The sequence below is a fragment of the Streptomyces sp. SDr-06 genome, assembly GCF_003324565.1.
Lineage (GTDB): Bacteria > Actinomycetota > Actinomycetes > Streptomycetales > Streptomycetaceae > Streptomyces.
Genome location: NZ_QOLA01000002.1, coordinates 725,505 through 747,883, shown reverse-complemented (window position 1 = coordinate 747,883; position 22,379 = coordinate 725,505). Strand labels below are relative to the sequence as shown.

Here is a 22,379-nt window from a genome sequence, read left to right as displayed (position 1 = left end):
CGGTGATCCGGCACGTTCCCGGACGTGAAGGCCCGGTAAAGACTTGCGCGTACCACGCCACTGTAGACGTTGCCCATAGGCCGTTCTCCCCGGGGGTGGGGTCGTGTTGGGGATGGTTCGCCGGGAGGCGGATTTCACCGGTCACCGCCACCCTGGAGGTGTCTGTCTCAACGTGCAGTCAGTCGAAAAAATGAGCGTTCCGGCAGGGGTAGGCTCGACAGCGCCCGGTGCGCCCTCAGTCACCGGGATTCGACATGTGGAGAGGAGCCCTGACTCAGGGTGAGCACCAAGCCGACCACCACAGACCTCGAGTGGACCGAGCTGGACCAGCGGGCCGTAGACACCGGCCGCGTACTGGCCGCGGATGCCGTACAGAAGGTCGGCAACGGCCATCCAGGTACGGCGATGAGCCTGTCCCCGGCCGCGTACACCCTCTTCCAGAAGGTGATGCGGCACGACCCGGCGGACGCCGACTGGGTCGGACGCGACCGTTTCGTACTCTCCGCGGGCCACTCGTCCCTGACCCTCTACATCCAGCTGTACCTGGCCGGTTTCGGCCTGGAGCTGGATGACCTGAAGGCGTTCCGGACGTGGGGTTCCAAGACCCCCGGCCACCCGGAGTACGGCCACACCACCGGCGTCGAGACGACCACCGGCCCGCTGGGCCAGGGTGTCGCCAACGCGGTGGGCATGGCGATGGCCGCCCGCTACGAGCGCGGCCTGTTCGACCCGGAGGCCGCCCCCGGCACCTCCCCCTTCGACCACTTCGTGTTCGCGATCGCCGGCGACGGCTGCCTGCAGGAGGGCATCTCCGCCGAGGCGTCCTCGCTCGCCGGCCACCAGAAGCTCGGCAACCTGGTCCTTTTGTGGGACGACAACCACATCTCGATCGAGGGCGACACCGAGACCGCCGTCTCCGAGGACACCGTCAAGCGGTACGAGGCCTACGGCTGGCACGTCCAGCGCGTCGCGCCGAAGCCGGACGGCGACCTGGACCCCGAGGCGCTCTACGACGCGATCGAGGCCGCGAAGGCCGTGACCGACAGGCCGTCGTTCATCGCGATGCGCTCGATCATCGCCTGGCCCGCCCCCAACGCCCAGAACACCGAGGCCGCGCACGGCTCGGCGCTGGGCGACGACGAGGTGGCCGCCACCAAGCGCGTCCTCGGCTTCGACCCCGAGAAGTCCTTCGAGGTCGCCGACGAGGTGCTCGCGCACACCCGCGAGGCTCTTGACCGCGGCCGTGAGGCCAAGGCCGAGTGGGAGAAGTCGTTCGCCGCGTGGCGCACCGCCAACCCGGAGCGCGCCGCCGAGTTCGACCGCATCAACGCGGGCGAGCTGCCCCAGGGCTGGGAGTCGCACCTCCCGGTCTTCGAGACCGGCAAGGCCGTCGCCACCCGCGCCGCCTCCGGCAAGATCCTCCAGGCCCTCGGCGCGGTCATGCCCGAGCTGTGGGGCGGCTCCGCCGACCTCGCGGGCTCGAACAACACGACCATCGACAAGACGTCGTCGTTCCTGCCGGCCGGCAACCCGCTGCCCGAGGCCGACCCGTACGGCCGCACCGTGCACTTCGGCATCCGCGAGCACTCCATGGCCGCGGAGATGAACGGCATCGCGCTGCACGGCCACACCCGCGTGTACGGCGGCACCTTCCTGGTGTTCTCCGACTACATGCGCAACGCCGTGCGCCTGTCCGCGCTGATGCACCTGCCGGTGACGTACGTGTGGACGCACGACTCGATCGGTCTGGGCGAGGACGGCCCCACCCACCAGCCGGTCGAGCACCTGGCCTCGCTGCGCGCCATCCCGGGCCTCAACGTCGTCCGCCCCGCGGACGCCAACGAGACCGCCATCGCCTGGCGCGAGATCCTGCGGCGCTACACCAAGGTGTTCGGCAAGGGGGCCCCGCACGGCCTCGTGCTGACTCGCCAGGGTGTGCCGACGTACGAGGTCGACGAGGACGCCGCCAAGGGCGGTTACGTCCTGTTCGACGCGGAGGGCGGCGACCCCCAGGTCGTGCTCATCGCCACCGGCTCCGAGGTCCAGCTCGCCGTCGGCGCGCGCGAGCAGCTCCAGGCGGCCGGCATCCCGACCCGCGTGGTCTCGATGCCGTGCGTCGAGTGGTTCGAGGAGCAGGACCAGGCGTACAAGGACAGCGTCCTGCCGCCGTCGGTCAAGGCGCGGGTCGCGGTCGAGGCCGGTATCGGTCTGACCTGGCACCGCTACGTCGGGGACGCGGGCCGCATCGTCTCGCTGGAGCACTTCGGCGCTTCGGCCGACGGCAAGGTCCTCTTCCAGGAGTTCGGCTTCACGGCCGACCACGTGGCCGCCGCCGCCCGGGAATCTCTCGAAGCCGCCGCGCGCTGACGCCGGTATACGAACTAGTAGGAGATGCAATCCTCATGACAGACGCACTCAAGCGCCTCTCCGACGAAGGCGTGGCGATCTGGCTCGACGACCTGTCGCGCAAGCGGATCACGTCCGGCAACCTGGCCGAGCTGATCGACCAGTCGCACGTGGTCGGCGTCACCACCAACCCGTCGATCTTCCAGAAGGCGATCAGCCAGGGTGACGGCTACGACACCCAGCTGACCGACCTCGCGGCCCGCGAGGTGACCGTCGAAGAAGCCATCCGCATGATCACGACGGCTGACGTGAGGGACGCCGCCGACATCCTGCGCCCGGTCTTCGACGCCACCGACGGCCAGGACGGCCGGGTCTCCATCGAGGTCGACCCCCGCCTGGCGCACAACACCCGCGCCACGGTCGCCGAGGCCAAGCAGCTGGCCTGGCTGGTGGACCGGCCCAACACGCTCATCAAGATCCCGGCCACCGAGGCGGGTCTGCCGGCGATCACCGAGACCATCGGCCTCGGCATCAGCGTCAACGTCACGCTGATCTTCTCGCTCGAGCGCTACCGCAAGGTCATGGACGCCTACCTCTCGGGCCTGGAGAAGGCCAAGGAGCGCGGCCTGGATCTCTCGAAGATCCACTCCGTGGCGTCCTTCTTCGTGTCCCGCGTGGACACCGAGATCGACAAGCGGATCGACGCGCTCGGCACCGACGAGGCCAAGGCCGCCCGCGGCAAGGCCGGTCTGGCCAACGCGCGGCTCGCCTACCAGGCGTACGAGGAGGTCTTCGCCTCCGACCGCTGGGCCGCCCTCGACAAGGCGCACGCCAACAAGCAGCGCCCGCTGTGGGCCTCCACCGGCGTCAAGGACAAGGCGTACAAGGACACCCTGTACGTGGACGACCTGGTCGCCCCGAACACGGTCAACACCATGCCGGAGGCCACCCTGGAGGCCACGGCCGACCACGGGCAGATCACCGGCGACACGGTGACCGGCACCTACGAGCAGGCCCGCGCCGACCTCGACGCCGTCGAGAAGCTGGGGATCTCCTACGACGAGGTCGTGCAGCTCCTCGAGGACGAGGGCGTGGAGAAGTTCGAAGGCGCCTGGAACGACCTGCTCAAGTCCACCGAGGCGGAGCTCAAGCGCCTCGCACCCTCGGAGGCGTAAATCTTGACCGCGATCCGCGAAGCGAACCCGCTTCGTGACGCCGCAGACCGACGGCTCCCGCGCATCGCGGGGCCGTCGGGTCTGGTGATCTTCGGCGTCACAGGCGATTTGTCCCGTAAAAAGTTGATGCCCGCCGTCTACGACCTCGCCAACCGGGGTCTGCTCCCGCCGGGCTTTTCGCTGATCGGCTTCGCCCGCCGCGAGTGGCAGGACGAGGACTTCGCGCAGGAGGTCCACGACGCGGTCAAGGCGCACGCCCGTACGCCGTTCCGTGAGGAGGTCTGGCAGCAGCTCATCCAGGGGATGCGCTTCGTCCAGGGTGACTTCGACGACGACGAGGCGTTCGAGACGCTGAAGTCGACCATCCAGGAGCTCGACAAGGCGCAGGGCACGGGCGGCAACTTCGCCTTCTACCTGTCGGTGCCGCCGAAGTTCTTCCCCAAGGTCGTCCAGCAGCTCAAGAAGCACGGGCTCGCCGACCAGAAGAACGGCTCCTGGCGCCGCGCGGTCATCGAGAAGCCCTTCGGCCACGACCTGGTCTCCGCCAAGGAGCTCAACCAGGTCGTCCACGAGGTCTTTCCGCCCAACGAGGTCTTCCGGATCGACCACTACCTGGGCAAGGAGACCGTTCAGAACATCCTGGCCCTGCGGTTCGCGAACACCATGTTCGAGCCGCTGTGGAACCGCTCCTACGTCGACCACGTGCAGATCACGATGGCCGAGGACATCGGCATCGGCGGCCGGGCCGGCTACTACGACGGCATCGGCGCGGCCCGTGACGTCATCCAGAACCACCTGCTCCAGCTGATGGCGCTCACCGCGATGGAGGAGCCCGCCTCCTTCGACGCGGACGCACTCGCGGCCGAGAAGACCAAGGTGCTCGGCGCCGTGCGGCTGCCCAAGGACCTCGGCAAGGACACGGTCCGCGCGCAGTACGCGGCCGGGTGGCAGGGCGGCGAGAAGGCGGTCGGCTACCTCCAGGAAGACGGCATCGACCCCAAGTCGAAGACCGACACCTACGCCGCCATCAAGCTGGAGATCGACAACCGCCGCTGGGCGGGCGTCCCGTTCTACCTGCGCACCGGCAAGCGCCTCGGCCGGCGCGTCACGGAGATCGCGGTGGTCTTCCAGCGCGCCCCGCACTCCCCCTTCGACCACACCGCCACGGAGGAGCTGGGCCAGAACGCCCTGGTCATCCGGGTGCAGCCGGACGAGGGCGTGACCGTGCGCTTCGGCTCCAAGGTGCCGGGCACCTCGATGGAGGTCCGGGACGTCTCCATGGACTTCGCCTACGGCGAGTCCTTCACGGAGTCGAGCCCCGAGGCGTACGAACGCCTCATCCTCGACGTCCTGCTCGGCGACTCCAACCTCTTCCCGCGCGTGGAGGAGGTCGAGCTGTCCTGGAAGATCCTCGACCCGATCGAGCAGTACTGGGACAAGCACGGCAAGCCCGCCCAGTACCCGTCGGGGACCTGGGGCCCGGACGAGGCGGACGAAATGCTCGCACGAGACGGACGGAGCTGGCGTCGGCCATGAAGATCGACCTTACGGACACCACGGCCAGCAAGATCAACAAGGCGCTGGTCCAGGGCCGCCGGGCCGTCGGCACCCCCGCCGTCGGCATGGTGCTCACCCTCGTCATCGTCACCGACGAGGAGAACGCCTACGACGCCCTGCGCGCTGCTGGCGACGCCTCGCGCGAGCACCCCTCGCGCACCCTCGTGGTCATCAAGCGCGTCTCGCGCTCGCCCCGGGACCGCACGAGCTCGCGCCTCGACGCCGAGGTGCGGGTGGGCGCGGACGCGGGCACCGGCGAGACGGTGGTCCTGCGGCTGTACGGCGAGGTGCTCAACCACGCCCAGTCGGTGGTCCTGCCGCTGCTCCTGCCGGACGCGCCGGTCGTCGTCTGGTGGCCGGTGAACGCGCCGATCGACCCGGCGCAGGACCCGCTGGGCGCGCTCGCCCAGCGCCGCGTCACCGACACCTACGCGGCCGAGCAGCCCATACAGGAGCTGACCGCCCGCGCCGAGGCCTACACCCCCGGTGACACCGACCTGTCGTGGACCCGCATCACGCCCTGGCGCTCGATGCTGGCCGCGGCCCTCGACCAGGTGCCCTGCAAGGTCACGAGCGTCGAGGTGGAGGGCGAGGAGTTCAACCCGAGCTGCGAACTGCTCGGGATGTGGCTCGCCGACCGGCTGAACGTGTCGGTCAAGCGCTCCCTGTCGACCGGCCCGGGCCTGACCGCCGTACGCATGGAGACGGACTGCGGCCCGATCGTCCTGGACCGCGCCGACGGCTCGCTCGCGACCCTGTCCATGCAGGGCCAGCCGGACCGGGCGGTCGCGCTCAAGCGCCGCGAGACCTCCGAGCTCATCGCGGAGGAACTGCGCCGCCTCGACCCGGACGACACCTACGCGTCCGCGCTGAAGTTCGGCGTGGACCGGCTCGGCGACTCGGTGGAGGCCAAGACCGCCCCGGCCGCCGACGCCGACGCGGAGGCCAAGCCGGCTCCCGCGAAGAAGGCGGCACCGGCCAAGAAGGCAGCGGCCAAGTGAGCACGCCTCAGCTCGTCGTCCACCGCGACAAGGAGCTGATGGCCCAGGCCGCGGCGGCCCGGCTGATCACGAAGGTCGTGGACGCCCAGGCCGCCCGCGGCTCGGCGTCCGTGGTCCTCACGGGCGGCCGCAACGGCAACGGGCTCCTCGCCGCGCTGGCCTCCTCACCGGCCCGGGACGCGATCGACTGGTCGCGCCTTGACCTGTGGTGGGGCGACGAGCGTTTCGTGGCCGAGGACGACCCGGAGCGGAACTACACACAGGCGCGCGCCGCGCTGCTGGACGGGGTGCCGCTGGACCCGAAGCGGGTGCACGCGATGCCCGCTTCGGGCGGCGCGTACGGCAACGACGCGGACGCGGCGGCCGCCGCCTACGCGGCGGAGCTCGCCGCGGCGGCGGGGCCCGAGGACCACGGCCCCGTGCCGAGGTTCGACGTGCTGATGCTGGGCGTCGGCCCGGACACCCATGTGGCGTCCCTCTTCCCGGAGTTGCCCGCGGTGCGGGAGACCGAGCGGATGGTCGTCGGGGTGCACGGCGCGCCCAAGCCGCCGCCCACCCGGATCTCGCTCACCCTCCCGGCCATCCGGGCGGCGCGTGAGGTCTGGCTGCTGGCGGCGGGCGAGGACAAGGCGCACGCCGCGGCGGTGGCCCTGTCGGGCGCGGGCGAGGTGCAGGCCCCGGCAGCCGGCGCCTACGGCCGGGCCCGCACCCTGTGGCTGCTGGACGCGGCGGCCGCGTCCCAGCTGCCGCGGTCGCTGTACCCCCCGGCGTCTCCCTGACGCCACCCGCCACGGCAACCGGCCCGGTCCCACCCCCTCGGGGGCGGGACCGGGCCGGAGTGCTGTACGGGCGAGTCCGCCGTCAGGACGGCAGCCAGGGGCTCAACGGCCGCGCAGCGAGCGGTACTTGGCGACCAGGGCCTTGCTGGAGGCGTCAAGACCCGGCACGTCCGCCCCCTCGGTCAGGGCGGGCTCGACGCGCTTGGCGAGGACCTTGCCGAGCTCGACACCCCACTGGTCGAAGGAGTCGATGTTCCAGATGGCTCCCTGTACGAACACCTTGTGCTCGTACAGGGCGATCAGCTGGCCGAGGACCGAGGGGGTCAGCTCCTTGGCCAGGATCGTGGTGGTGGGGTGGTTGCCCTTGAACGTCTTGTGCGGCACGAGCTCCTCGGCCACGCCCTCCGCGCGCACCTCGTCCGGCGTCTTGCCGAAGGCCAGTGCCTGCGTCTGGGCGAAGAAGTTGGCCATCAGGAGGTCGTGCTGGGCGACCAGACCCGGCAGCAGATCGGCGACCGGCCGGGCGAAGCCGATGAAGTCGGCCGGGATGACCTTGGTGCCCTGGTGGATCAACTGGTAGTACGCGTGCTGCCCGTTGGTGCCCGGAGTGCCCCACACGACCGGCCCGGTCTGCCACTCGACCGGGTTGCCGTCGCGGTCCACGGATTTGCCGTTGGACTCCATGTCCAGCTGCTGGAGGTACGCGGTGAACTTGGACAGGTAGTGCGAGTACGGCAGCACCGCGTGCGACTGGGCGTCGAAGAAGGCGCCGTACCACACGCCCAACAGGCCGAGCAGCAACGGCACGTTGGACTCCGCCGGGGCCGTGCGGAAGTGCTCGTCGACCAGGTGGAAGCCGTCCAGCATCTCGCGGAACCGGTCGGCTCCCACGGCGATCATCAGCGAGAGGCCGATGGCCGAGTCGAAGGAGTAGCGGCCGCCGACCCAGTCCCAGAAACCGAACATGTTGGCCGTGTCGATGCCGAACTCGGCGACCTTGTCGGCGTTGGTCGACAGGGCCACGAAGTGCCGGGCGACGGCGTCCTGATCGGCCTTCAGCTCCGTGAGCAGCCAGTTGCGCGCCGAGGTGGCGTTGGTGATGGTCTCGATGGTGGTGAACGTCTTGGACGCGATGATGAACAGCGTCTCGGCCGCGTCCAGGTCACGGACCGCCTCGTGGAGGTCGGCGCCGTCCACGTTGGAGACGAAACGGACCGTCAGCTCACGGTCGGTGAACGACTTCAGGACCTCGTACGCCATCGCGGGACCGAGGTCGGAGCCGCCGATGCCGATGTTGACGACGTTCTTGATGCGCTTGCCCGTGTGACCGGTCCACTCGCCCGAGCGGATCTTCTGGGAGAAGGCGGCCATCTTGTCGAGGACGGCGTGCACCTCGGGCACCACGTTCTCGCCGTCGACCTCGATCACCGCGTCCCGCGGGGCGCGCAGCGCGGTGTGCAGCACCGCGCGGTTCTCGGTGGTGTTGATCTTCTCGCCACGGAACATGGCGTCCCGCAGCCGGGCGACATCGGTGGCCGCGGCCAGCTCGCGCAGGAGCGCGAGGGTCTCACCGGTCACCAGGTGCTTGGAGTAGTCGAGATGGAGATCGCCGACCTGCAGGGTGTAGTCGGTGCCGCGGCCGGGCTCGGCGGCGAACAGCTCCCGCAGATGGGTGTCGCCCAACTGCTCCCGGTGCTTGCCCAGTGCGATCCACTCGGGCATCTGGTTGAGCCTGGTACGGCTTCCTGCGTTCATCTGCGGCATCAGCCCACTTCTTCTCGTACGTGCGTACCTGCCCCACTGCCCCTCCAACCTAATTGATCAGGCGGTGCGGGCAGGAATCAGCGCGACGACCGCGGCAAGGAACAAGCCGGACGCCAGTAGGGCCGGGGTGTTGAGGCCCCAGGACGCGGCCGCCGCGCCGCCCGCCAGGGCGCCCAGCGGTGCGCCCGCCACGGCCAGCGTGCGGAACGCCGCGCTCACCCGTCCCAGCATCGCCTCCGGGGCGCGCTCCTGCATCAGCGTCGTCAGGTTCACGTTCCACACCATCCCCATGAGCCCGAAGAGCGCCATGGCGGCGACCGTCACCCCCAGCGCGCGGACCGTGCCCATGGCCGCCAGACAGCAGGCCTGGACGGCTCCGGCGGCCAGCACGCTGCGTATCCGCCCGAGCCGGCGCGCACACCGCTGGGCCAGCAGCCCGCCGGCCACGCTCCCGCCCCCGTACGCCGTGATGGTCGCGGCATAGCCGCCGTGCCCGGCGTGCAGCCAGCCGGTGACGTGCAGGACCAGGGTGGCGATGAGGGCGCCCATGCCGAGGTTGCACACGGTGGTGGCCGCGCACAGTCCGCGCAGCGCCCGGTCGGCCCACAGCGCCCGCAGCCCCTCGGCGATCTCCGCCCTCAGCGTGGCCCCGGCTTTCCGGGCCGGGCGCCGCGGGGCGTCGACGCGCAGTGAGGCGACGAGCCCGGCGGCGAGCACATAGCTGGCCGCGTCGACCCCGTACGGCGCCGCGGCCGACAGGGCCAGGAGCACCGGCACCAGCGGCGCCGCGAGGAAGCCACCCGCTATCTGCTGTCCGGTCATCAGCCGGGCGTTCGCACTGCCCAGCGCGCCGCTGGGCACGAGCGAGGGCAGCAGGGCGGTGGCGGCGTTGTCGAAGAGGGTCTGGAGGGTGGTGAGCGCGAAGGCGAACGCTATGAGCAGGACCATGGAGGCGTGGCCGGCACCCACGGCCACGGCGAAGGCGGCGACCAGGGCGCCGCGCACCAGGTCGACGGCCCACATGGCGCGGCGCTGGTCCACCCGGTCGGCGAGCGCCCCGCCGAGCAGTCCGAACAGCAGCCAGGGCAGGTATCCGCAGGCGGTGACGAGCGCGATGAGGAGCGGGTCGGTGGTGAGGCCGGTGGCGAGGAGGGGCAGGGCGGCGGTGCGCAGGGAGTCACCGAAACGGCTGACGACGGCCGCCGTCCAAAGCCTGCCGAATCCCCCGCGCCAGGCGGGCGTGGCCGACGCGCCCGACGCGCCCTGCATGGCCTGCACTGCTGCCACAACTCCCCCTCGTGATCGGCTGCTTCACAAGGTAGGGGGCGCCACTGACAATCGCCGGTGACCTGGCCATTCACCTCGCACGGCGCCCGGCGCGGGGCCCGGATGCACCGAAGGGCCCCGCGGATGAACCGAGTTCACCCTCTGGGCCCTTCAACTGTCAGATCTCGCCCCGGAGCTTGGCGAGTGCCTCGGCGAGGATCGCCTCGCCGTCCGCGTCGCTGCGCCGTTCCCGCACGTACGCCAGGTGCGTCTTGTAGGGCTCGGTACGCGGCGGGTCCGGCGGGTTGTCCCGGTCCTGTCCTGCGGGGAATCCGCAGCGCGGGCAGTCCCACGTCTCCGGAACCTGTGCGTCACTGGCGAAGCTCGGCTGCGTCTCGTGCCCGTTCGAGCACCAGAAGGAGATGCGGAGGCGCGGCGCGGACTCGCCCCGCTCGGCCTCCCCCATCGGCCCCGCTCCGACCCGGCTTCCCCGGATCGCGTTGCCACTTGCCACGGTCGTAACTCCCTGCGTGATGGTGCTCGAAGATGCCCCAGTCTACGTAAGGCCCAACGCGCGTCCAGTGATTGGAGTTACACCCCACCCCCGAAACGCCGAACGACGACGGCTTACTTGAGCTTCATCAGCAGACCAAGTACGACAATGCACGCGAACCACAACAGACCGACCACGATGGTGATGCGGTCGAGGTTGCGCTCGGCGACCGAGGAGCCGCCGACGGAGGACTGCATGCCACCGCCGAACATGTCGGAGAGGCCGCCACCCTTTCCCTTGTGCATCAGCACCAGCAGCATCAGCAGCAGGCTGAAGACGATCAGGGCAATCGAGAACCCGACAATCACGGCTGGACCAACTTCCTAGGACTGATATGGCGACGGGGGCCGGGGGACATTCCACAATCCCTGTCCGGCCCCCGCAAGGGTACGACGGATCCGCGCTACCGCATACTTACTGGTCGCGGAAGCGGACGATCTTGACGAACTCGTCGGCGTCCAGCGCGGCGCCGCCCACCAGGGCGCCGTCCACGTCGGGCTGAGCCATGATCGCGGCGACGTTCCCGGACTTCACCGAGCCGCCGTACTGGATGCGCACCTTGTCGGCGAGCTCCTGCGAGTACAGCTCGGCCAGGCGCGCGCGGATGGCACCGCACACCTCCTGCGCGTCCTCGGGGGTGGCGACCTCACCGGTGCCGATCGCCCACACCGGCTCGTACGCGATCACGATGGACTCGGCCTGCTCGGCGGGGATGTCCTTGAGGCCGCCGTCGAGCTGCGCCAGCGTGTAGGGGACCTGCTGGCCGGCCTTGCGGACGTCCAGGCCCTCGCCGACGCAGAGGATCGGGGTCAGGCCGTGCTGGTAGGCGGCCTTCACCTTGGCGTTGCAGAGCTCGTCGGTCTCGGCGTGGTACTGCCGGCGCTCGGAGTGGCCCACGGCGACGTAGGTGCACTTCAGCTTCGCCAGCATCGAACCCGAGATCTCGCCGGTGTAGGCACCGGACTCGTGCGCCGAGATGTCCTGGGCGCCGTACTTGATCTTGAGCTTGTCGCCGTCGACGAGGGTCTGCACGGAACGCAGGTCGACGAAGGGCGGCAGGACCGCGACCTCGACGGCGTCGTAGTCCTTGTCGGCGAGCGCGAAGGCGAGCTTCTGGACGTGCGCGATGGCCTCGAGGTGGTTGAGGTTCATCTTCCAGTTGCCCGCCATCAGCGGGATACGGGTGCTCACGGGTGTTCAGTCCTCCAGTGCGGCGAGGCCGGGGAGCGTCTTGCCCTCGAGGTATTCGAGGCTCGCGCCGCCACCGGTCGAGATGTGACCGAACTTCGACTCGTCGAAGCCCAGGTTGCGGACGGCCGCGGCGGAGTCGCCACCGCCGACCACGGTGAAGCCCTCGCTGTCGAGCAGGGCCTGCGCGATGGCGGTGGTGCCACCGGCGTAGTCGGGGTGCTCGGCGACGCCGACCGGGCCGTTCCAGAAGACGGTCTCGGCGTCGGTGATCTTCGAGGCGAACAGCTCGCGGGACTTGGGGCCGATGTCCAGGCCCTCCTTGTCCGCGGGGATCTTGTCTGCGTCGACCGTCTCGAAGTCGGCCGGGGCCTTGGTCTTCAGGTCGGGGAAGTCCTTGGAGACGAGCACGTCGACCGGGAGCACCAGCTCGACGCCGGTCTCCGCGGCGCGCTTCATGTACTCCTGGACGACCGGGATCTGGTCCTCCTGGAGCAGGGAGATGCCGACCTCGTGCCCCTGGGCCTTCAGGAAGGTGTACGCCATGCCGCCGCCGATCAGCAGGCGGTCGGCCTTGCCGAGCAGCTCGTCGATGACGGCGAGCTTGTCGGAGACCTTGGCGCCGCCGAGCACGACGGTGTAAGGACGCTTGACGTCCTCGGTGAGCTTCTTCAGGACGCCGACCTCGGTGGCGATGAGGTAGCCCGCGTAGTGCGGCAGCCGCGCCGGGAGGTCGAAGACCGAGGCGTGCTTACGGTGCACGGCTCCGAAGCCGTCGCCGACGTACACATCGGCGAGGGCGGCGAGCTGGTCGGCGAACTCGCCGCGCTCGGCGTCGTCCTTGGCCGTCTCACCGGCGTTGAACCGCAGGTTCTCGATCACCGCGACCTGGCCGGGCTGCAGCCCGTTGACCGCGTCGTGGGCGGCGGGGCCGACGGTGTCCTGGGCGAACGCGACGGGGGCGCCCAGCAGTTCGGCGAGCCGCTCGGCGGCGGGGAGCAGCGAGAACTGGGGGTCCGGGGCACCCTTGGGGCGGCCCAGGTGCGAGGCCACGACGACCTTCGCGTCGGCGGCGACGAGCGCCTTGACCGTGGGCAGCACCGCGCGGATGCGGCCGTCGTCGGTGATGAGGCCGTCGGCCAGCGGCACGTTGAGGTCGGCGCGGACGAATACCCGCTTGCCGGCGACCCCTTCGGCGAGAAGTTCGTCGATCGTCTTCATTTAAGGGTGACTCCTTGAAAGGTACGAGACGGACGGTCTGGACAGGCGACAGGGCCCGTACAGCGCGTCATTGCGCTGCCCGAGCCCTGTAGCTCACATCAGGTGCCTACCGGACCGAGGTCAGAGCTGGCCGCCGACGAAGACGGTCAGGTCGACGAGGCGGTTGGAGTAGCCCCACTCGTTGTCGTACCAGCCCAGGATCTTCACCGACTTGCCCTCCTGGACCATGGTCAGGGAGGAGTCGAAGGTGCAGGAGGCCGGGTCGCTCACGATGTCCGAGGACACGATCGGGTCCTCGGTGTAGTAGAGGATGCCCTTGAGGTCGCCGTCGTCGGCGGCCTTCTTGAACGCGGCGTTGACCTCGTCCTTGGTGACCTCGCGCTGCAGCTCCACGACGAGGTCGGTGGCCGAACCGGTCGGGACCGGCACGCGCATCGCGATGCCGTCGAGCTTGCCCTTGAGCTGCGGGAGGACCAGAGCGGTCGCCTTCGCGGCGCCGGTCGTGGTCGGGATGATGTTCTCGGCGGCGGCGCGGGCGCGACGCAGGTCCGAGTGCGGGAAGTCCAGGATGCGCTGGTCGTTGGTGTACGCGTGGACCGTCGTCATCAGGCCCTTGACGATGCCGAAGTTCTCGTCGAGCACCTTGGCCATCGGCGCCACGCAGTTGGTGGTGCAGGAGGCGTTGGAGATGACGTGGTGGTTCGCCGGGTCGTACTTGTCCTGGTTGACGCCCATCACGATGGTGATGTCCTCGTCCTTGGCCGGAGCCGAGATGAGGACCTTCTTGGCGCCACCGGCGATGTGCTTCTCGGCGTCGGCCTTCTTGGTGAAGATGCCGGTCGACTCGATGACGATGTCGACGCCCAGCTGACCCCACGGGATGTCGGCCGGGTTGCGCTCGGAGAGCACCTTGATGGTGTGGCCGTCGACCGTGATGGTGTCGGCGGTGTGGGTCACCTCGGCCTTGAGACGACCCAGAATCGTGTCGTACTTCAGGAGGTGCGCAGTGGTCGCGGTGTCACCAAGGTCGTTGACAGCCACGATCTCGATGTCTGCACCCTGTTCAAGGAGCGCGCGGAAGTAGTTGCGCCCGATGCGGCCAAAGCCGTTGATGCCTACGCGGATCGTCACGAACCGATCTCCTCGTTAGGTACGCCGGGTTTCTCGACGCCGGCGAGTTGTATGGGATGTCCCCGACCGGTTACGACCCTACCTCCCCGGGGGCGCCGAGGTGACATCGAGCGCGTCCGGATGGTTCCGATATGCCGCCCGGGCGGGCCCGGGGGCCCGTACCTACCTGCGGGTACGGACCCCCGGGGACCTTCGGCCCCACTACCCCGCGTCAGCGGTGCAGTGCGCTGAGCGCCTTGGCGATGACCTGCTTGCGGTCGGCGCGCGAGGGGACGTTCTCCAGGCCGAAGCCGAGGAGGACGGTGTCGCGGGTGGTGACGGCGGCCGAGGAGTGGAAGAGCGCCTGGGAACGGGCCCAGTCGCCCTTGGTGCCGGGGCTGCCGGCCGGCGGTCCGGGCACGGTCCAGGGACCGAGCGAGGTCTCGAAGCCCTCGGCCTGCTGCGCGGTGCCGCCGATGACCAGCCGGGTGTCGTCGACGAAGGCGCCGAGGCCGCCGGTGCCCGGGTCGGAGACGTAGGAGACGGCGACCTCGACCTGCTTTCCGGCGTACGCGCTGAGGTCGACGGACACCTGCTGCCAGCCGTTGGACGAGCCGGTGAAGCGGTTCCAGCTCCCGCTGCTGCCGGTCGCCCGGCAGGCGGGCGAGCCCGGGGTCAGGTAGTGCGTCAGGAAGGGGTGGGCCTGGAGCAGGAAGCCCTGTTCGCACTGGCTGGGCACGCTGGTGGTGCTGCCGCCGTTGGCGTCCGGAAGCGTCGTCCAGTCGTCCTTGCCGACGGTGTGGGCCTCGACGATCACCTGGTCGTAGCCGGGCTCGGTGTCGTAGCTGAGCTGGAAGGCCAGGCTCGGCCTGGCGGCGGCGGGCGTCTGGGCGAGGTCGACGGTGCGGGCGAGCCGCATGTACGCGTTGTCCTGGTGCCTGGCCGCGGCGAACCAGGACCCCTCGGCGGGCTCGAACGGGGTGCGCACCCCGGGGTAGTCACCGCCCGAAGCGCTCGTGAACTGCGGGAACCGCTTCGGGTCCAGGGTGTCGGAGGTGACGGTGTAGGCCCCGGCCGCAGTCAGCGGACTGCCGGGTGCGGCGGCCAGGGAGGCCTTGGCGCCGGCGAGCCTTCCGGTGCCCGCGAAGGCGGGCGGGGACTTGAGCCCGGCCTTGTTGTAGGCGCCGAGGTAGTACTGCGAGAAGTCGTCGGAGAGGGAGCCGCCGCCGAGGTCGACGCTGCCGCCCGCCTGTTCGCCCGCATTGACGAGCTTGCCGCCCTCGTTGACGAAGTCGCGTACGGCGAACGTGGTGGCGGCCGTCGGCTGCGCGCTGCCGGTGTACCAGACGACGTTCTTGAAGTGGCTGAGCACGCCGAGCGCGCTCGGGGCGCCCTGGGTGGCGACGTCCCACACGGCGGCCTTGCGGCCGTTGTCCGCGAGCGCCTTGGTGTAGAGCGCGGCGTTCTTGGCGGGGGCGGTGCCGCCCTCGTCGGCGAGCACCAGGGTGTCCGCCTCCGGCCGGTCGGCCACGGTGTACGTGAACGGCGTGCTGGACGTCTTCTTGCCCGCGGCGGTCCGCCCGGTGAACCAGACCTCGACCTTGTCACCGGCGTCCGCGTCCTCGACCTTGGCGCGGTACTGGTCGAAGCGGATGTTGTCGTGCCCGCCGAACACCCTGCCGCCCTTCCAGGGCTCCAGGTCCTCGGTCTGCGTACGGCCGCCGTTGATGCGGTAGTTGAGGGTCTTGTCGCGCACCGACTTGCGTACGGTGACGGCGACTTCCTGGTCGTCGTCCCGCGTGTACGAGGTGGCGAAGGTGTCCGGCGTGAAGTCCGGGGCGTCGATGCCGACCGAGGAGGAGGGCTGGTCGGGGTGGGCGGCGGTCTCGGCGACCGAGAGCGCGAAGGGAATGTTCTTCTCGAACTCGCCCTGGATCAGCTTCTCGCTGTCGGGGAAGTTGAAGTCGGAGGGGCAGTCGGCCGCGTTCCACTGGTCGTTGGGGTCCACGTTCGAGGCCGTGGTGCAGGTCGACATCTCCGGGGTGAACATCATCGTGCCGTTGACGTTCGCCGCGTGGCCGTCGGCCTCGCCGTTGGTGGTGTACAGCGCGGAGGAGACCTCCGAGAGGTATCCGGGGATGGCCGGCTTGTCCGGAGTGCCGGCGAGCGCCTTGTAGATGACGTCGTCCGGGGTCGGCGTGGCGACCTGCCAGCCCACTCCGTACAGCAGCAGTTCGGCCGCGGAGTGGTAGTTGATGGCGTAGTTGAAGTGGATCCGCTTCTCGAAGGAGTCGAGCGCCTTGGTCTCGGGCTCGCTGCCGGCGCTCGGGCCGCGGTAGGTCTCGTTCGCCGGATCGGGGGACGAACCCTCGTTGTCGTAGCCCCACTTGTAGGGGAAGTTGCGGTTGGGGTCGACGCCGTCCCCGACCGTGATCTTGCCGTCGCCGTTGTTGTCGCGGAGGTTCTTGCGCCACAGCCGGTGGCCGGGGGTGAACGTGTAGTCGTAGCCGTCCGGGTTGGCGGAGATCACGAACCACAGCTCGGTGGAGTCCACGATCTTGGTGATCCGCGGGTCCTTGCCGTAGTTGTCGAGGTAGTAGTGCATCAGCCGCCGGGTCATCTCGGGGGTGATCCACTCCCGGGCGTGCTGGTTGGACAGGTACAGCGTGGCGGGCTTGGAGCCGTCCCTGGACTTGTTGGCGCCCTTGGTGAGCTTCACGGCGAGGATGTCCTGGCCGTTGACGGTCTTGCCGATCGACTCGACCTTGGTGAGCGCCGGGTTCGCCTTCCCGGTGTCGAGGATCTCCTGCTTGAGCCCGTTCTTGCCGCTGTACGGCCGGAACACGCCGTCACCGGCGGCCTTGAGGCGGTTCTGGGCCTGGGCGGAGACCTTGTGCTCGGTGAGTTCGACGCCCTTGCCCCGCAGCTTGGCGGCCTGGGTCTTGGTGAGGTACAGCTCGACGCCCGCCGAGCCCTTGGCGGGCAGGTTCGCGCCCAGTTCCTCGGCGTCGGCCCCGGCCTCCAGGAGCAGCGGCAGTTGTGCGCGGCTGACCTTGGCGTTCCAGACGACGATGCCCTCGCCGTCCGCTCCGCCCTGGCTGGCCTGGGCGACGGGTGCCGCCACCAGTCCGGCCGTCAGCAGTGATGCGGCGGCGAGGATCGCTCTCGCTCTGCGTCTCATGGGCCCCCCTTGCTGTTGTCTGCCACGAAAGTGGACAGACGCCAGGCTCACGACACCTCATGATCATGTCAATACCGCAGGGGACCGGGTGGCTCACGCGCCGCAAACGGAACCGGCGCCCACCAAGTGGGCGCCGGTCGGGGCGGGTTGAGCGGCGGAAGGAAGTCAGCCGACCAGGCCGTCCGCCATCTCCTCGGTCAGATTGGACTCGGTCCCGGGGATCCCCAGGTCCTGCGCCCGCTTGTCGGCCATCGCCAGCAGGCGGCGGATCCGGCCCGCGACCGCGTCCTTGGTCAGCGGCGGGTCCGCGAGCGCGCCCAGCTCCTCCAGGGAGGCCTGCTTGTGCTCCATGCGCAGCCGGCCGGCCGCCGCGAGGTGCTCGGGGACCTCCTCGCCGAGGATCTCCAGGGCGCGCTGGACGCGGGCCCCGGCGGCCACCGCGGCCCGCGCCGAACGGCGCAGGTTGGCGTCGTCGAAGTTGGCCAGGCGGTTGGCGGTGGCGCGGACCTCGCGCCGCATCCGCCGCTCCTCCCAGGCGAGCACCGACTCGTGCGCGCCGAGCCGGGTGAGCAGCGCGCCGATCGCGTCGCCGTCGCGGACGACCACCCGGTCCACGCCGCGGACCTCGCGGGCCTTGGCCGCGATCTGGAGCCGCCGTGCGGCGCCGACCAGGGCGAGGGCCGCCTCCGGGCCCGGGCAGGTCACCTCGAGGGACGAGGAGCGGCCCGGCTCGGTCAGTGAGCCGTGCGCCAGGAACGCGCCGCGCCAGGCCGCCTCGGCGTCACAGGTCGCGCCTGAGACCACCTGCGGCGGGAGGCCGCGGATGGGGCGGCCGCGGCCGTCGACGAGCCCGGTCTGGCGGGCCAGCTGGTCGCCGCCCGCCACGACCCGTACGACGAAGCGCGAGCCTCTGCGCAGGCCGCCCGGGGCCATCACGATCAGCTCGGAGCTGTGCCCGAAGATCTCCAGAATGTCCCGCTTGAGCCGGCGTGCCGCCATCGCGGTGTCCAGCTCCGCCTCGATCACAATGCGGCCGCTCACCAGGTGCAGCCCGCCCGCGAACCGAAGAATCGCCGAGACCTCCGCCTTCCTGCAGCAGGTCCGGGTGACGGGCAGCCGGGAAATTTCGTCCTTCACCGCCGGCGTCATCGCCATGGGCCGATCCTTCCATGCATCCGGAAAATACGGTCGTACGCGGCGGCCAACAGCTCCGGATCGTGCTTCGGAGAGCCATCGGGCCTGGCCACCGGCGCCAGCTCGACCTCGGCTCCGAGCCGTTTCGCGGCTTCGGTCAGACTCCCCCGGTCGGGCACGGCGGCCTCGTCGGCCAGCACCACGTCGAAGGCGAGTTTAGGGGCGTGTCGTCCCAAAACCTCCAAATGACGCTGCGGAGAGAAGCCATCGGTTTCACCCGGTTGTGGTGCGAGGTTCAACGAGAGGACCTTGCGGGCCTTGGTCTCGGTGAGCGCGTCGAGCAGTTCGGGCACCATCAGATGCGGAATGACCGAGGAGAACCACGAGCCCGGGCCGAGCACGACCCAGTCCGCGTCCAGCACCGCCGCGACCGCTTCCGGGACGGCCGGCGGATCGTGCGGGACCAGCTGCACGGAGAGCACCTCGCCCGGGGTGAGCGCCACCGTGGCCTGGCCGCGCACGGTGTCCACGTCGTCGGGACGCCGGGGGTCGTGACCCCGTACGAGTGCCTCCAGCTCCAGCGGCACGGCCGACATCGGCAGCACCCGGCCCTGGGCGCCGAGCAGCTTGCCGACCAGGTCGAGCGCCTGCACATGGTCGCCGAGCTGCTCCCACAGGGCGACGATCAGCAGATTGCCGACCGCGTGCTCGTGCAGGTCGCCCTTGGACTGGAAGCGGTGCTGGATGACCCGGGACCAGGTCTGGCCCCAGTCGTCGTCGCCGCACAGGGCGGCCAGCGCCTTGCGCAGGTCGCCGGGCGGCAGCACGCCCAGCTCGTCGCGGAGCCGGCCGCTGGAGCCGCCGTCGTCGGCCACGGTGACGACGGCCGTCAGGTCTCCGGTGATCCGGCGCAGCGCGGCGAGCGAGGCGGAGAGGCCCATGCCGCCGCCGAGGGCGACGACCTTGGGCTGGGCGCCCCGCTTGCGGCCGGTGCGCAGCACCGGTCCGGCGGTGCGCCGGCGGTACACCTTCACTCGCGCCCCATGTCCCGGTGTACGACGACGGTCTCGATCCCCTCGGAGGCCAGGCGTGCGGCGAGCTTCTCGGACATGGCCACCGAGCGGTGCTTGCCGCCGGTGCAGCCCACCGCGATCGTCACGTACCGCTTGCCCTCGCGGCGGTAGCCCGCCGCGATCAGCTGGAGGAGCTCGCTGTACTGGTCGAGGAACTCCTTGGCGCCGGGCTGGTTGAAGACGTAGCCCGACACCTCCTCGTTCAGGCCCGTGTACGGGCGCAGCTCCGGCACCCAGTGCGGGTTGGGCAGGAAGCGGCAGTCGACCACCAGGTCGGCATCGACCGGCAGGCCGTACTTGTAGCCGAACGACATGACGGTGGCGCGCAGCTCCGGCTCCTCGTCCCCGGCGAACTGGGCGTCCATCTTGGCGCGCAGCTCGTGGACGTTGAGGCTGGAGGTGTCGATCACCAGGTCGGCGTCGCCGCGCAGCTCGCGCAGCAGGTCGCGCTCGGCGGCGATCCCGTCGACGATCCGGCCGTCGCCCTGGAGCGGGTGCGGGCGGCGCACCGACTCGAAGCGGCGCACCAGCGCGTCGTCGGAGGACTCCAGGAAAACGATCCGCCGGGTGACCTCCTTGGCGTCGAGGTCGGCGAGCGACTCGCGGAGGTTGTCGAAGAACCTGCGTCCGCGCACGTCGACGACGACGGCGATGCGCGCCACATTGCCCTGGGAGCGGGCGCCGAGCTCCACCATGGTGGGGATCAGCGCGGGCGGCAGGTTGTCGACGACGAACCAGCCGAGGTCCTCCAGGCACTTGGCGGCGGTGCTGCGCCCGGCGCCGGACATGCCGGAGATGATCACCAGCTCGGGGATGGGCGCATCGGCCCCGCCGGCCTCGATCGTCGTGCCCGTACTCACGTGTACTCCCGCTTCTCGGTCTTCTTCGTGCTGCTCAGTCATGTCCTGCTGCCCCCGTCGTCCTCTTCAATGATCTCTCCTGTCGCCGTATTCACGGCGGGCGCGGCCGGGACCGCCCGGGCGAGGGCCGCGGCAACGGTCTCGGCCGTCTTGCGGCCTATGCCGGGGACCTCGCAGATCTCGTCGATTGTCGCCGACCGGAGCTTCTTCACCGAGCCGAAATGCTTGATCAGAGCCTGCTTGCGGGTGTCGCCGAGGCCGGGCACGGCATCCAGCGGGCCCGCCTTGAAGCGCTTCGTCCGTTTGGCCCTCTGATAGGTGATGGCGAAGCGGTGGGCCTCGTCACGCACCCGCTGGAGGAGGTAGAGCCCCTCGCTGGAGCGCGGCAGGACCACCGGGTCGTCCTCCTCGGGCACCCAGACCTCTTCGAGCCGCTTGGCTAGCCCGCACACCGCGATGTCGTCGATGCCCAGCTCGTCCAGGGCCCGCTTGGCCGCGGCGACCTGCGGCTGCCCGCCGTCGACCACGAGCAGCTGCGGCGGGTAGGCGAAGCGCTTGGGGCGGCCGTCCTCCTCCTGGAGCGCGGAGACCTCGCCGGACACGGGCCCGGACAGCCCGTCGGCGGGCGCCGCGGCGCCTTCCGGGCCCTGCTCCTCGCCCCACTCCCCCGTGCGCGCCTGCTCGGCCAGGTAGCGCTTGAAGCGACGGCTGATCACCTCGTGCATGGACCGGACGTCGTCCTGGCCCTCGAAGCCCTTGATCTGGAAGCGCCGGTACTCGCTCTTGCGCGCGAGACCGTCCTCGAAGACGACCATGGACGCCACGACGTCGTCGCCCTGGAGGTGCGAGATGTCGAAGCACTCGATGCGCAGCGGCGCGCTGTCCAGCTCCAGGGCGGCGGCGATCTCCTCCAGGGCCCGCGAGCGCGTCGTCAGGTCGGAGGCGCGCTTCGTCTTGTGCAGCGCGAGGGCCTGCTGGGCGTTGCGCGCGACCGTGACCATCAGGTCCTTCTTGTCGCCGCGCTGAGGGATGCGCAGCGAGACGTTGGAGCCGCGCCGGCTCGAGAGCCAGCCGCTCACCGCGTCGCTGTCCTCGGGAAGGGCCGGGACGAGGACCTCCTTGGGCACCGCGTCGCCGCTCTCCTCCCCGTACAGCTGCTGGAGCGCGTGCTCGACCAGGCCCGCGGTGTCGACGGCCTCCACCTTGTCGGTGACCCAGCCGCGCTGACCGCGCACCCGGCCGCCGCGGACGTGGAAGATTTGCACGGCGGCTTCCAGCTCGTCCTCGGCGACCGCGATCAGGTCGGCGTCGGTGGCGTCGTTGAAGACGATCGCGTTCTTCTCCAGGGCCTTCCTGAGCGCCTCTATGTCGTCGCGCAGCCGGGCGGCGCGCTCGTACTCCATGTCCTCGGCGGCGGCCATCATCTCCTGCTCGATGCGGCGCAGGTAGGCGCCGGTGCGGCCGGCCATGAAGTCGCAGAAGTCCTCCGCCAGTTCGCGGTGCTCCTCGGGGGTGACCCGGCCGACGCAGGGGGCCGCGCACTTGCCGATGTAGCCGAGCAGGCAGGGGCGGCCGATCTGGGCCGAGCGCTTGAACACGCCCGCCGAGCAGGTGCGCACCGGAAAGACGCGGAGCATCAGGTCGACGGTCTCGCGGATCGCCCAGGCGTGCCCGTACGGACCGAAGTAGCGCACGCCCTTCTTCTTGGCGCCGCGCATGACCTGCACGCGCGGGAACTCCTCGTTCATCGTCACCGCGAGGTACGGATAGCTCTTGTCGTCGCGGTACTTGACGTTGAAGCGGGGGTCGAACTCCTTGATCCAGGAGTATTCGAGCTGGAGCGCCTCCACCTCGGTGGCGACGACGGTCCACTCCACGGCGGCGGCCGTGGTCACCATCGTGGCCGTGCGCGGGTGCAGACTCGTCAACGGCTGGAAGTAGTTGGCGAGCCGCTGGCGCAGGGACTTCGCCTTCCCGACGTAGATCACCCGGCGGTGTTCGTCGCGGAATTTGTAGACCCCCGGCGAGTCGGGGATCTGTCCCGGCTTGGGGCGGTAGCTGGAGGGGTCTGCCATGGCCACCACCCTACTGGCGGGGGCTGACAACGCGGCTTCTCCCATGGGGTCGGACGGTGAACGGGCCGGTGCGGGGGTGCCTCGCCGCCCCGCACC

At 70.2% G+C, this 22,379-nt stretch carries 17 protein-coding genes; 5 read left to right on the top strand and 12 right to left on the bottom strand.

Going from position 1 to position 22,379, the window contains the following annotated elements:
- Window positions 1–279 precede the first annotated feature (279 nt).
- From tkt to pgl, 5 genes are read left to right on the top strand one after another with little or no spacing between them, the layout of a single operon-like run.
- Window positions 280–2,367 (top strand): transketolase, encoded by a 2,088-nt coding sequence (tkt, locus tag DT019_RS07695; protein WP_114035874.1) that lies wholly within the window; start codon window positions 280–282, stop codon window positions 2,365–2,367.
- Between the two features lie 35 nt (window positions 2,368–2,402).
- Window positions 2,403–3,521 carry a transaldolase gene (gene tal / locus DT019_RS07690; protein WP_114035873.1) on the top strand — a complete coding sequence of 373 codons (1,119 nt, stop codon included), beginning with the start codon at window positions 2,403–2,405 and terminating at the stop codon, window positions 3,519–3,521.
- A 3-nt stretch (window positions 3,522–3,524) separates the two neighbouring features.
- On the top strand, window positions 3,525–5,057 hold the full coding sequence (gene zwf / locus DT019_RS07685) for a glucose-6-phosphate dehydrogenase (protein ID WP_114035872.1): 1,533 nt from the start codon (window positions 3,525–3,527) through the stop codon (window positions 5,055–5,057).
- A complete protein-coding gene (gene opcA / locus DT019_RS07680; protein ID WP_114035871.1) occupies window positions 5,054–6,079 on the top strand; it encodes a glucose-6-phosphate dehydrogenase assembly protein OpcA in 1,026 nt (341 codons plus the stop codon). Before zwf ends, opcA begins: the two co-directional genes overlap by 4 nt.
- A complete protein-coding gene (pgl, locus tag DT019_RS07675) occupies window positions 6,076–6,858 on the top strand; it encodes a 6-phosphogluconolactonase (protein WP_114035870.1) in 783 nt (260 codons plus the stop codon). The genes opcA and pgl overlap by 4 nt, the downstream gene beginning before the upstream one ends.
- Window positions 6,859–6,960: 102 nt before the next feature.
- On the opposite strand, the gene pgi is transcribed toward pgl, so the two are convergent.
- From pgi to uvrC, 12 genes are all read right to left on the bottom strand, one after another.
- A complete protein-coding gene (pgi, locus tag DT019_RS07670) occupies window positions 6,961–8,613 on the bottom strand; it encodes a glucose-6-phosphate isomerase (protein ID WP_114036059.1) in 1,653 nt (550 codons plus the stop codon).
- 66 nt (window positions 8,614–8,679) lie between these two features.
- Window positions 8,680–9,891 (bottom strand): MFS transporter, encoded by a 1,212-nt coding sequence (locus DT019_RS07665; RefSeq protein WP_114036058.1) that lies wholly within the window; start codon window positions 9,889–9,891, stop codon window positions 8,680–8,682.
- A 175-nt stretch (window positions 9,892–10,066) separates the two neighbouring features.
- Complete coding sequence (locus DT019_RS07660; protein ID WP_003976875.1) at window positions 10,067–10,402, bottom strand: RNA polymerase-binding protein RbpA; 336 nt, start codon at window positions 10,400–10,402, stop codon at window positions 10,067–10,069.
- A 113-nt stretch (window positions 10,403–10,515) separates the two neighbouring features.
- Window positions 10,516–10,749 (bottom strand): preprotein translocase subunit SecG, encoded by a 234-nt coding sequence (secG, locus tag DT019_RS07655; RefSeq protein WP_100574431.1) that lies wholly within the window; start codon window positions 10,747–10,749, stop codon window positions 10,516–10,518.
- A 106-nt stretch (window positions 10,750–10,855) separates the two neighbouring features.
- Window positions 10,856–11,632, bottom strand: coding sequence for a triose-phosphate isomerase (gene tpiA / locus DT019_RS07650; RefSeq protein ID WP_114035869.1), 777 nt, complete (start codon window positions 11,630–11,632; stop codon window positions 10,856–10,858).
- A gap of 6 nt (window positions 11,633–11,638) precedes the next feature.
- Window positions 11,639–12,850: a phosphoglycerate kinase gene (locus DT019_RS07645; protein ID WP_114035868.1), complete on the bottom strand. Its 1,212-nt coding sequence runs from the start codon at window positions 12,848–12,850 to the stop codon at window positions 11,639–11,641.
- 120 nt (window positions 12,851–12,970) lie between these two features.
- On the bottom strand, window positions 12,971–13,981 hold the full coding sequence (gap, locus tag DT019_RS07640; RefSeq protein ID WP_114035867.1) for a type I glyceraldehyde-3-phosphate dehydrogenase: 1,011 nt from the start codon (window positions 13,979–13,981) through the stop codon (window positions 12,971–12,973).
- Window positions 13,982–14,192: 211 nt separating this feature from the next.
- Window positions 14,193–17,141 carry a M14 family metallopeptidase gene (locus DT019_RS07635; RefSeq protein WP_114035866.1) on the bottom strand — a complete coding sequence of 983 codons (2,949 nt, stop codon included), beginning with the start codon at window positions 17,139–17,141 and terminating at the stop codon, window positions 14,193–14,195.
- A 165-nt stretch (window positions 17,142–17,306) separates the two neighbouring features.
- Window positions 17,307–18,296: a DNA-binding protein WhiA gene (gene whiA / locus DT019_RS07630; RefSeq protein ID WP_100574436.1), complete on the bottom strand. Its 990-nt coding sequence runs from the start codon at window positions 18,294–18,296 to the stop codon at window positions 17,307–17,309.
- On the bottom strand, window positions 18,287–19,309 hold the full coding sequence (locus tag DT019_RS07625) for a uridine diphosphate-N-acetylglucosamine-binding protein YvcK (RefSeq protein ID WP_114035865.1): 1,023 nt from the start codon (window positions 19,307–19,309) through the stop codon (window positions 18,287–18,289). The genes whiA and DT019_RS07625 overlap by 10 nt, the downstream gene beginning before the upstream one ends.
- Window positions 19,306–20,250: an RNase adapter RapZ gene (gene rapZ / locus DT019_RS07620; protein WP_189389245.1), complete on the bottom strand. Its 945-nt coding sequence runs from the start codon at window positions 20,248–20,250 to the stop codon at window positions 19,306–19,308. The genes DT019_RS07625 and rapZ overlap by 4 nt, the downstream gene beginning before the upstream one ends.
- Window positions 20,247–22,283 (bottom strand): excinuclease ABC subunit UvrC, encoded by a 2,037-nt coding sequence (gene uvrC / locus DT019_RS07615; protein ID WP_114035863.1) that lies wholly within the window; start codon window positions 22,281–22,283, stop codon window positions 20,247–20,249. Before uvrC ends, rapZ begins: the two co-directional genes overlap by 4 nt.
- Window positions 22,284–22,379 lie beyond the last annotated feature (96 nt).

Excerpts from the sequence above, each read along its gene's own strand:
- tal (WP_114035873.1), top strand. The coding sequence starts at position 2,403 with ATGACAGACGCACTCAAGCGCCTCTCCGACGAAGGCGTGGCGATCTGG.
- opcA (WP_114035871.1), top strand. The coding sequence starts at position 5,054 with ATGAAGATCGACCTTACGGACACCACGGCCAGCAAGATCAACAAGGCG.
- pgi (WP_114036059.1), bottom strand. The coding sequence starts at position 8,613 with ATGAACGCAGGAAGCCGTACCAGGCTCAACCAGATGCCCGAGTGGATC.
- DT019_RS07665 (WP_114036058.1), bottom strand. The coding sequence starts at position 9,891 with ATGCAGGGCGCGTCGGGCGCGTCGGCCACGCCCGCCTGGCGCGGGGGA.
- DT019_RS07645 (WP_114035868.1), bottom strand. The coding sequence starts at position 12,850 with ATGAAGACGATCGACGAACTTCTCGCCGAAGGGGTCGCCGGCAAGCGG.
- DT019_RS07635 (WP_114035866.1), bottom strand. The coding sequence starts at position 17,141 with ATGAGACGCAGAGCGAGAGCGATCCTCGCCGCCGCATCACTGCTGACG.
- whiA (WP_100574436.1), bottom strand. The coding sequence starts at position 18,296 with ATGGCGATGACGCCGGCGGTGAAGGACGAAATTTCCCGGCTGCCCGTC.
- rapZ (WP_189389245.1), bottom strand. The coding sequence starts at position 20,250 with ATGACTGAGCAGCACGAAGAAGACCGAGAAGCGGGAGTACACGTGAGT.
- uvrC (WP_114035863.1), bottom strand. The coding sequence starts at position 22,283 with ATGGCAGACCCCTCCAGCTACCGCCCCAAGCCGGGACAGATCCCCGAC.